Origin of the sequence: Herbaspirillum sp. Sphag64 (assembly GCF_014192645.1) — a bacterium.
In the GTDB taxonomy this organism is placed as follows: domain Bacteria; phylum Pseudomonadota; class Gammaproteobacteria; order Burkholderiales; family Burkholderiaceae_D; genus Herbaspirillum.
Genome location: NZ_JACHYE010000003.1, coordinates 268,239 through 279,855, shown reverse-complemented (window position 1 = coordinate 279,855; position 11,617 = coordinate 268,239). Strand labels below are relative to the sequence as shown.

General features: G+C 48.7%; 6 protein-coding genes. 3 read left to right on the top strand and 3 right to left on the bottom strand.

What is annotated here, in order from left to right:
- Positions 1–427 precede the first annotated feature (427 nt).
- Positions 428–4,663, bottom strand: coding sequence for a TcdA/TcdB catalytic glycosyltransferase domain-containing protein (locus FHW66_RS08395; RefSeq protein ID WP_183379314.1), 4,236 nt, complete (start codon positions 4,661–4,663; stop codon positions 428–430).
- Positions 4,664–5,063: 400 nt separating this feature from the next.
- The gene (locus tag FHW66_RS08390; RefSeq protein ID WP_183379313.1) at positions 5,064–5,360 is read right to left on the bottom strand and encodes a hypothetical protein; all 297 of its coding nucleotides are present in this window, start codon (positions 5,358–5,360) and stop codon (positions 5,064–5,066) included.
- A 416-nt stretch (positions 5,361–5,776) separates the two neighbouring features.
- On the opposite strand from FHW66_RS08390, the gene macA reads away from it, so the two are divergent.
- Genes macA through FHW66_RS08375 form a run of 3 tightly spaced genes read left to right on the top strand, consistent with a single transcriptional unit; the run spans position 5,777 to position 10,298 of the window.
- On the top strand, positions 5,777–6,922 hold the full coding sequence (macA, locus tag FHW66_RS08385; protein WP_183379312.1) for a macrolide transporter subunit MacA: 1,146 nt from the start codon (positions 5,777–5,779) through the stop codon (positions 6,920–6,922).
- Positions 6,919–8,862 carry a MacB family efflux pump subunit gene (locus FHW66_RS08380; protein ID WP_183379311.1) on the top strand — a complete coding sequence of 648 codons (1,944 nt, stop codon included), beginning with the start codon at positions 6,919–6,921 and terminating at the stop codon, positions 8,860–8,862. The genes macA and FHW66_RS08380 overlap by 4 nt, the downstream gene beginning before the upstream one ends.
- On the top strand, positions 8,859–10,298 hold the full coding sequence (locus FHW66_RS08375; protein ID WP_183379310.1) for an efflux transporter outer membrane subunit: 1,440 nt from the start codon (positions 8,859–8,861) through the stop codon (positions 10,296–10,298). The genes FHW66_RS08380 and FHW66_RS08375 overlap by 4 nt, the downstream gene beginning before the upstream one ends.
- A 74-nt stretch (positions 10,299–10,372) precedes the next feature.
- Here FHW66_RS08375 and FHW66_RS08370 read toward each other — a convergent pair whose 3' ends face one another.
- A complete protein-coding gene (locus FHW66_RS08370) occupies positions 10,373–11,614 on the bottom strand; it encodes a beta-ketoacyl synthase (RefSeq protein WP_183379309.1) in 1,242 nt (413 codons plus the stop codon).
- Positions 11,615–11,617: the final 3 nt, after the last annotated feature.

The following is an 11,617-nucleotide window of genomic DNA, read 5'->3' as shown; positions in this document are numbered from 1 at the left end:
TCACGGTCCCGACCCCAAAGAAAATTTCGCCGACTTCATTAAACTCGGCCGCGATATCAGTGCAGGCATCCACTCGCCAATGCGAATCATTTTCGCTAGCGCTCTCGTGCGTGAAGTCAATCAGGATGCCGATGCCGACGACCAAACCGCACCAGCGATCAGCCGTCCCGAAGCCGCCGCCCTGCGCGCCACGCCTCGGACGAACGGATCGAAGGTCTCAACACATTCTGGGATGAGGCATAAGCTAGTAAGCGCAACAACGAAAAAAACCACCAACGGCATTGGCAAGGCTTTTTATGCAACCGTGACCCAAGCGCCGATCAGATAATGAGCTAATTAGACAAACGGCTTCACAACCAGTACGCAAAAATATGTCTCGGTAATTTCAATTTTGTGCGGGCGAACTACTGTCAGGATGACCAAGGTTCTAACGGACTTGCCTCATGGAGTTCTGACTACCGATTTTTATCGGAAAACGTTTATGGAAAGGAAAGTAATAATTTTCAGCATTTATTTTCGCCGCCTCAAATTCTTTAGGTAAAATTATATTGTTAATTTCTACCTCCATCTCCAGATTAGCCATATATCCAGAACCTGTATTTTTCTTTTTGATTACATCAGTTAGCAAATCAGGGCCTGTTATATGAAATATTTTTTTCTGATACTCATGAAATTTTATAACATCTTCTTTTTTAGAAAAAAAATTAACCCGAGGCCTATTTTTAAATAACCAATTTCTATTTTCATCGAATCTAACAATCATTTCACCAATTATTTCATCCAACATCTTATTGTCCGGATGGCATGCGATATTGCTATTTCCAAATCCAAAAAAATTAGTACCTTGATGCCCAATAGACCTATTTAGCAAAATGTCATTTTTCTTTGCCTTCAGGTCAACGTTTCCAACAAATTTAACGATAGAATCATCAGCATCAAGGTAGGTTCCGCCAAATTCATTCAGTACCTTGTATCTTAATACATCAGAGCATGCTGCTAGGTTCTGCGTCCTTCCCGAACGAAAAAACTCATACATTCTGTACGTATCATCACCTTTAAATTTTTTAAAAAAATCCTCTTTATTCAGATCGACGACCTTCAGATTCGAAACTTTATTGTTTATCATTTTTTCAATATTTTTTAATTTTCCCTCATTTGCATCAACGAACAAAGTATATTCGTAACCACCACTATTTTTTGCATTATTGATAATATTTTCAGATAATTCTAGACTAATATCGTCGCCGATCCACACCGAATGAATTTTCTTCGGAATTGACCGTGGATTCACAGGAACTTTAGGAATGCGTCCAAAATTTACTTTCCTGAATTTAACTGGCTCTGCAAATCCATTTTTTTTCGCACTTGAGAATTCTTTCTCTGAAACAATTTTACATTGATAAGAATTATCTGTTTTTTTTATCAATATAAAATCGGTTGAGACAGATCTATCGATGAAAACACGATGCCAACCTCCTTTATCTGAATCATATTTAACAATAATTACATCTCCATCTACATTTTTTACCCTGTATTTGATAATGTTTCTCTCGACAAACATTTCCACGCCATCCATCGGAATAATCACCTCCACCCCTTGAATGATGCCGGCTGGGCGGGGCTTGAAGACATCCACTGCCGTCACTGCACCGTTGAGAGGAGCAAGATGCGGCGCTCCCTGCTTCGCGTCGTGATCAATCTGCATCCTCCCGTTTTCTGCAATCTTTCCCGTTTTTATCTCGTCGACGAGTTTCCCTTGCCCCCAGGGAATATTGGCAGCATCATCCGCCCCTCCGACGGGAAGAACAGCTTTGGCACTATCTGGCTCAACGCCAAGCGCTGGTGGCCGCTGGGGACTCAATGGATAACCAATGCGCCCATCGTCGAGTCGTGTTGGTGACATAAACCATTTCTGTCGATTGTTAAAACCACTTTTTTGTTGACGGAATAGCTTGAGGGCTTTACTTACACTGACACCTTGTTTAAGAAGTTTCGCATCTAGTTTGACGCCGATACCCAAACCCATGATCCCGAGTGCACCAGCCATCAAGGCTTCGGCTTGGCACTCTTCAACACGACTTATACGATCAGCCGATGCCGCTTGCAGCAAGCTGTTAACTACCGAAGCAGCGTCAATGGCCAAGGGGATCATAATACGAGACCACGCAGCACTGGTTGAACCTCCCGTGATAGCGAACCCTGCCACCAAGGCGGCAAATCCGAGTACATCACGAGTAATGTCCGAGAACACGTGTATGAGCTGTTCTTTAGGTGTGCGGATTAGGTAGTCGATATCTTTTGACAGCCGATCTTTTTCACTGAACACGATACCATCGATCAATTTTCCCAGTTCTTGAGGTTTACTCAGAGTAAAAGGTAGCTGAGTGTCTTGCCTGATCGGGAAGTTACTTCCCCAGAATGGACCGTCATTGTGAATTTCCACATTAACTACTTTCGCAGAAAATAATGATGGATTGTTTCTGTATTTATCCTGATAATAATAAGGTATTTTATTCAATATCCAGCTTCTAAATTCATCTGACTCCGGGAATCCTGGAATCGATATTTCGACAAAATTTCCAGATATATATACATTTATATTTTTTTCTAGCGCCTCAAAATATTTTTTATCATTTACACTAAATAAAATACCTCCATTTTTAACCGGAACTAAAAATACACCATTCAATTTAATTTCGTGAAAAAACACTTCCTTTGCATGAATTTTTCCTGCTAAAAATTCCTCAACGGCCCGTTTACCACTTCCACTTATATTTTTATTATCCAGATATTGAAGGCAACGCAGACGTATCATATCGACATGATATTTTTTAATGCCCTCTACATTTTTAGAGATTGAGAAATAATTTGAAAGCTGATCAAGCATTGTGTTCTGAAGATCAATTTCTGTTAATTTTTTAATCAGTTTTTCATGCTCAAATCCCAAAATCAGATACCCTGCAGGTCCGTGCAGACTGTTTAGATCACGTAGATACTGCCCGGTAATAATATCTATCATAGAGTAACTAATTTCGGGAACAGGCTTCGGGTGTGGAATACGACTCGGTCCACTCTGGTCGATTACAATGGCATCTGATCGGCAATAGGAAATTTTTATTTTACTTTCAGGCAACAATTCGGTATTTTTTCCGGTTATCTTTTCATATTCTAAAATTTCACTTTTTATATAATTTTCTATGAAATATAGTGGATTAAGAATAGGATCATATAGCGCCGCGATATCCTCAATTTCCTTTTGAGCAGCCGCCAACCTTTTTGATATTGATGTATCGATTTCAGCCAATTTCTGCCCCGGATCAAAAATCTTCTCCCAATCCTTTTTATCTATTTTGGCGCGAAGATCTACCATACGGTATTCAAAAAAATGCCTGTCTCGCTTGGAAAGCGTTGAAGTATCAAATAAATTTTCAGGATTAATTCCTAGTTTTTCAGCTGTATTTTTTTGATTGAACAGATAATTTTGATACCAAAAAATTCCAAGGTTTGAATTGGCCTTAATTTTGTAGAGCATAAAGTTGTTTTTGCCAAAATTTTCCTTTCCATATGCCATTCCACCCTCTTCTGTCTCCGAACAGCGCAAGAAATTGACTGTGCTTTCTGCAAGGTAATCCGAACCCACGCGATAGGAGTGCATGGCTGAGACAGGTATGTATAAATATCCACTAAATGATGTTTGCAACATACCGTCCATAGCAAGGATGCTACCCGGTACGACATGCTTTGATTGCGCGCCCCCCGCTTTAACCATTGCAATCAACTCTGGACGTCCAGCCTCTGCATCGATATGTATTTCCGATTGCACCAACATGCGATTGTGATTCTTATTTATTTTCAGCAACTGATCAGGGCTTAACCGTCCATCCACATAGTTACTTTCCAGCGACGCGCCAGTAAACCCATTTGAATGTAATTCGTAAATATCAAAGGAATCTTCACCATATTTCTGCCTGGCCATTGCGATTGCTCCTGCCCTGGATTGAGATGCAATCAGAGCTGGCACGTCAAGCATGTTTTGCACAATATTAAAGTCGCTCGCAGGTTTGAGCCCATGCAAATAAATGGACAGTCTGTCTTTCACAGGTGCCGCAACGTAGAGATTTTCCTCGAACTCTCTGACCAACATGCCTTTGCTATTTTTAGCGACATCGTAAGGATAGTTTTTCCGGTGTATTGTCGCTTCAGGAATGACAAGCTTTTCTACCTCAACGGATCCGATAACATGCCTTCTGGGCCGGCTTAAGTTATCTGCATCGGCTTGTGTTGCAAGATCATTGTGCGCCGAACGTATTGCACCCGCCAGCATAGGCATAGACTCTACTCCAGCGGGATTGCTCGAATTCGATAAATTGTGATACTGCGGCCCAGAAAATCGTCCTATTTCTTGTGACTGATTGGGTTTGCTGCTGCCTTGCGTCAAAATCGCTGGTGTCGTTCTAATATTGGTAACCAAAGCCAGCAGGCCTATCGTGCTCCCAGCAATTTGTTGCGCCGTGAGAGTGTTCGCGTTTCTTCCCGGCACGCGTGCGAGTCTCTTGAGTAGTTCACTGTTATGCTCCTCGCTGAGAAATTGCTTTCCTTTCCAAGCTTCCTGAGCGCCCATAGCGGCCCTTGATTGACCAATTACAGATTTATCTGACGCCATGTGATGAGTTGAAAATGGTTGTACTCCCCTAACCTGGTTCGTGCTGAACCTGGACCCAGGGTTAAAAAATACCCATTCGCATTATCTTTTATATATTTTTTAGCGAATGCATAAAACAACCATTTGCGCTGATCGAATGCGCCAAGCCGCGGGCAAACGTAACGAATGCCTTAATCAATTTTGTGATGGAAAAGTAAGAGCGTCATCGTCGCGCCAAATGCGAGAGCGTCACAGCGACAGATGGACGATAGGAAGGGAATTTGACTTAGCCCTGCTGAGAATGACTTTGCAGGGCATTTTTAATAATATCGATCCGCCTTGCTCGTCGTGCACCACATTGTGGCGCCGGCCTCTTGGCCATATTTGTCAACGCCGTCTTGTTGCGGATCGACTTGCGTCATTACAGCGACTGCGGCTTTTGACACAGTCCTGTTAGCAGTGAACCAGTGTTGACCTCACTGGCAATAGTGATAAAACGACGGGTTTTATTGTCAACCGCAACCAAGTCCCAAGTGCAGTTAATGGCAAGGGGATCGATACCACCGACGAACTTAAAGCCAGTCATCGTCCAACTGTGGATGGTCACTTGTGAGCGATCGACGTCCGGTACATGGTTCAGGCCGGAAATCGCGGCGTGCGCCGCAACAGGTGCTAATGCCGCTGCAAAAAGAGTCGCAGCAAAAAGTTTTTTGATCATTATTTCATCCTTCGTTCTTTAGTTAAAAGATACGCTACCGCGACATGGATAGCGCGAACCTGCTTGGCATTACCCGGCCAGCTTGTTGGAGAACAGGTCTACAACATCGTGAGTGATAATGGCAAAATGCTCTCATCTGTCGATAACTTACACCAAATATTTCTATCGTCGGCAATTTTAAGCAGGCGAACAAAACCTTAACACCTGTTAATTTCATAAAGCAACACTCACTTCGTTCCATGTTCGATTTGTGATACCCGGCATCTTTTTTGAAACTTGTACGGAGCTCGCAGGTCACATCGCCTCTCTTGGCGCGAGATCTTCAGCAAAGGTTTCTCGCCCCTTCGATGTAACAACGATGCGCAATCACACAAGTCCCTGGGGCTGTAAATCGACATGCGAAAAAGCTACACACGATGAATATCAAAAAGCACCCAGTGCGTTACAGTGTTCTATTACTCATTTTGCTCACGGTGTTTGTCGGCCTCGGCAAAGCCTGGTTGAGCGAACCTCCAGCTCCTTACGTCCTCACCGCGCCGGTTACGCAAGGAGAACTCAAGCGTGTCGTCCTGGCCAGCGGAGTGATTCAGGCACTACGTCAAGTCGACATTGGCGCGCAGGCATCGGGGCAGCTAAAGCACCTCTCCGTCGAAGCTGGTGACAAGGTAAAAAAGGGACAACTTCTGGCAGAAATTGATCCTGAACTGATCCAGAACGAATTAAAAGTATCGCAAGCTTCACTGGATGGAGACCTTGCGCAGCAAAAAGCAAAAACAGTGCAGCTCAAACAGGCTGAGCTGGAGTGGCAGCGGCAAGCTACGATGTGGCTTGAACAATCGACCTCTGAAAAAGAAATGCTGGCAGCACAAACGCAGTATCACACCTTGCAGGCAGAATTGGATACAGTGGGTGCGAAGATCCGCCAGAGCGAGTTTCAGGTGGACAAAAACCGTACGACACTCGGCTATACCCGCATTCTGGCGCCGATGGACGGTGAAGTCCTGGAACTCGTCACGCAGCAAGGACAAACCGTCATCGCTACGCAGCAGGCCCCGGTCATACTCAAATTGGCCGATTTGTCGCAAGTGACAATCAAAGCATTTGTCTCAGAGGCCGATATCATTCATATCCGGGCCGGCCTGCCGGTTTATTTCACTGTCCTGGGTGCACACGATAAGCGCTTTAATAGCACTTTGCGCACGATTCTGCCGACGCCTGAAAAAATCAATGGTGCCATCTTTTATAAAGCCTTGTTTGATGTCCCCAATCCCGAGGGCTTATTCCGGGTTGAGATGACGGCCGAAGTTGCTATCGTATTGGCGCAGGTTGAGAAGGCACTGAGTATTCCGCTGGCAGCATTGGGGACGCCAGAGCAAGATGACCGCTATACGGTGCAGGTGCAGACTGCCGACGGCAAGCTGAACCCGCGTGTTATACGCACCGGCTTGAAGACTAGCACGCGCATCCAGGTGCTGGAAGGACTGGTCTCCGGCGAACTGGTAGTCATCAGCAATCCCCTCACGAATCAGACGACGTCCCCAGAGACGGTGGTGGTATTGTGAGCGAGGTTTTGCTCGAACTCAGCCAAGTCTGGCGGCGATTTTCATCCGGTGCAGAGGAAACGGTGGTCCTGAAGGATGTCTCTGTGCAGATACGTGCGGGAGAAATGCTGGCCATCATGGGAGCCTCTGGCTCCGGCAAGTCGACTCTGATGAACATCCTGGGAGGACTGGATCAGGTATCGACCGGCGATTATCGTATCGCTGGCCGTCGTGTCAGCGATCTGACGTCGGACGAACTTGCACATCTGCGGCGCGAACACTTTGGGTTCATCTTTCAGCGTTACCATTTATTGCCGCATCTGAGTGCGGTCGATAATGTTGCCATGCCTGCGGTGTACGCCGGTATGGCACAAAAGGATAGGCGCGAACGCGCGCGTAAATTATTGGTACGGCTGGGACTGGCTGGCAAGGAATCGTTCCGGCCAGGTCAGTTATCGGGTGGACAGCAACAACGGGTATCAATCGCCCGTGCGCTCATGAATGGCGCCGCCATCATTCTCGCCGATGAGCCTACCGGCGCACTCGATAGTCATAGCGGTAGCGAGGTCATGCATATTCTCAAAGAGCTGCATGGCGCCGGTCACACCATCATCATTGTCACACATGATCCGGCAATCGCTGCGCAGACCGAACGGATCATCGAACTCCGGGATGGCGAAATTGTGGGTGATCAGCCGACTGTGGCACGGATCGCACCTGCTATCGATCCGCAGCCTTCGTCCAGCATGCGCGCCGGCATGTCCATTTGGACCAGATTGATGGAGGCCTTCCACATGGCCTTGCTCGCGATGCTGTCGCATCGCTTGCGTACCCTGCTCACAATGCTAGGCATTATTATTGGGATTACATCGGTGGTCTCCATTATCGCCATCAGTGACGGTGCGCGAAATTATGTGCTCAATGATATTCGCTCGATTGGGACCAACACCATCACAATACTGCGCGGTAAAAGCTGGAGCGATGACAAGGCGAGTAGTATTCGTACATTAATAGTAGACGATCTGACAGCACTTGCTGGAGAACCCTATGTGGCGGCCATCACCCCAGAGAGCAGCGTCCCGCTGCGTATTCGCTATCGGCATACTGATACGAGTGCCACGGTCAGCGGTGTGGGAGAAGACTTTCTTGCAGTCCGAGGCAAAAAACTGATCGAAGGGACCGGTTTTACGACCGCCAATCTCCGCCATCAGGACCAGGTTGCCGTGATTGACGAGAACTTGCGACGCAAATTATTTGGTAATGATGCGGCGATTGGTCAGATTATCTTGATTGGAATCGTGCCTGCCATGGTGATCGGCGTGGTCGAGGTTAAACAAGGTAGTTTTACCAACAGCGGTACATTGACTATGTGGCTACCCTACACCACGGTGGCCAGTCGGGTTCTGGGGCACTCCTATTTTGATAGCCTGGTCGTGCGGATACGTGAAGGGCATTCCAGCGCTCTGGCTGAGCAGGCACTCACGCAATTTCTACTGCAGCGCCATGGCAAACAGGATTTCTTTACCCATAATATTGATGAAATCCTGAAAACGGTGGAAAACACCAGTCGCACTCTGGCATTGCTGCTGACGCTGGTTGCCGTAATCTCACTAGTGGTTGGCGGTATCGGCGTGATGAATATCATGTTGGTTTCGGTAACCGAGCGCACGCGTGAAATCGGCATCCGTATGGCGGTAGGTGCGCGCCAGAGCGATGTGTTACAGCAATTTCTGACTGAGGCTGTGCTGGTCTGTCTAGTAGGCGGTCTGATCGGCGTGCTGCTGTCTTATCTTACGAGCGCCCTGTTTTCGCTTGTGGTGCAGGAATGGCAAATGGCGTTGTCTCCCACCGGTATTGGACTAGCTTTCCTGTGCTCATCCCTGATTGGCGTGGTGTTTGGCTACCTACCCGCACGTAATGCTGCACGCCTGAAACCCATCGATGCCTTGGCAAGAGAATGATGAATACAAATACATTGAGGCGGCTTGCCCACATCTGGCGCATGCCAGCAGGTATGCTGGCCTTCTGCCTGATTGGCTGTCAGGCTACTGACTATCAACGCCCGAGCCTCAGCATTCCCGCAGAATGGCAACATGCCAGGACAATTGAACCTGCAGGTGGTGCCGCACCAGAGGATTGGTGGCACGGTTTTGCTGACCCGGTGCTATTAGATTTACTGAAGCAAGTGCGGTTACGTAACCCGGATTTGGAAACGGCGTTGCTCAATGTCCGTAAGGCACAGCTGTCGGTTCGATTAAGCGAGAGCGATGCACGTCCCTCTCTGACTGGAACAGTCGGCATGAATGGTAGCCGCACCGTCGATAGCGCAACACAATGGCAGAAAAGTTCTAGCACCAGCCTGAGCATCAATTATGAGTTTGACTTGTGGGGGCGCATCGCAGCTCACCAGCGCGAGGCTGGCGAGCGCTTCATTGCCAGCCGCTATGATCAACAGGCCGCACGGCTGCTATCGGATAGCACCACTGCCAGCGTTTACTGGGACATTGCTGCGCTGACAGCTCGGCTTGCCTTGTCGGATCGGCGACTGGCTCAAGCGCAGCAGACAGTTGCACTGAGCAAATCACGATACCAGGCTGGTGCCATTGCTAAATTGGAGGTATTGCAGTCGCAACGTGCGTTGCTCTCGCAGGAAAATTCCCGGCGAGATCTGTTGGGAGACTTGCAGCAAAAGCGCAATGCGCTTGCTTTATTGCTGAACCAGCCACTGGCAGACTCTTTACCTGATATCCCGGCACTATCAAGCACCCCATTCATGCAGCAGATCGCAGCAGGGTTACCCAGCAGCTTGCTGGAACGGCGTCCGGATCTGATGGCCGCTGAGGCACTGTTGCGAGCAACGCTGGTACAGGTGGATCAAAGCAAGGCGGCCTTTTTCCCAACATTTAGTCTGACCGGCACTATGGGCACCAGCAGTATGAGTCTGGGCAATCTATTGCAAAACCCGGTATTAGCGCTTGGCGGGGCGGTCAGCATGCCATTTTTGAATTGGCAGCAGCACCGTGTGGAACGCCAATCGCGTGAAACCGATTACGAACTTGCTGTCGCACGTTTCCGAAAATCTCTCTTTACCGCCTATCAGGAAGTCGACAACGCCCTCGGCACACGTGCCCGATTATTGGAAAACATCGAACAGCAACTAAGCATCCTCGAACTGAGCCAACAAGATGGCGCGTTGAGCCAACGTCGTTATCTCGCCGGCGAAGTAGCGATGCAAACCTGGCTCAATAGTATAGAGACGGCAAACCAAGCGGAGGAGACGTTACTGCACTTACGATTGGCACAACTGCACAACCTGGCTGATCTTTACAAGGCGCTGGGTGGCCCACCTCAGGCTGACAAACCGCAAGCTGACTCGCCATTGGAAAGTCCGGCATAAAAACCAAAAGCCCTGCCAACGCTAATTGACAGGGCTAAATTGACTAGCACGTGCGACAACGCAATAACTTAAACTTACACAAACGGCTTCGCAATCAGCGCAACATTACAGCCACCAAACGCAAATGAGTTCGACATGGCTGCTCGCAACAGCCGCCCACGGCGTGCCTGCAACGGCACATAATCCAGATCGCATTCTGGATCAGGCTGATCAAGGAACGCTGTTGGTGGTACCGCCTGATGACGCAGTGCCAGTACCGCGATGATGAACTCCAGCGCACCACCAGCACCGAGCGCATGACCGTGCACCGATTTGGTCGAGCTGACCATCAGTGACTTGGCATGGTCGCCAAAGACAATCTTGATCGACTCTGTCTCCGCCGCATCGCCAGCCTGTGTGCCGGCACCATGCGCGTTGATATAGTCGACATCGGCAGCCGTCAGCCCGGCATCACTCAAGGCCATCCGCATCGCACGCGACTGACCACCCGAGTCCGGTTTGGTAATGTGGGTACAGTCATTGCTGGTACCGTAACCGACCAGCTCTGCCAGAATCTTCGCACCACGGGCTTGCGCAGACGAGAGTGACTCCAGCATCACTGCTGCACCACCCTCAGCCATGACCAGACCACTACGGTTTTTCGAAAACGGTTTGCAGGAACGCTCAGGATGCTCCGCATCCTTGTTCGCTAACACCCGCATCGCATCCCATGCGCTCAACACGCCATGGGTCAGCAAGGCTTCGGATCCACCGGCGATCACTCGATCACCGTAGCCATGACGAATATGGCGATAAGCTTCGCCAATGGCTTGTGCAGACGAGACACAAGCACTGCTATACGTGTTTACGGTACCGCCAAAACCGGCCTTGAGGCCAACCTGCGCAGCAGCAGCATTATTCATGCCGGCCACTACCGTCATCGGACGCACACGTGTCTTGTGCTTGACATAGAGATCAACATACGTCGCCTCCACCGCACCGGCACCGCCCATACCAGTGCCCCAGAACACGCCGCTGCGCGTCAGTTCTTCTGCGGTAAAAGTGTCGCGGTTGATGCCAGCCTGCTCCAGTGCTTCACTGGCAGCGGCCCAGGCGAATAAGGCAAAGCGATCGAAAAAGGACGCTTCTGCTTTGGGGATCAGGTCAGTCAACGGCTCTTTGACCTGCCCTGCTACGCCGACATTGAGGCTCTCGGCGTGCTCGTGTTGCAATGGTGCAATTCCCGACTGGGCATTCAGTGCCTGATGAAACGTGTGCTCTGCACCCTGGCCCAATGCTGAAATTGCACCCAGCCCTGTGATGACGACGCGCTCCATAGT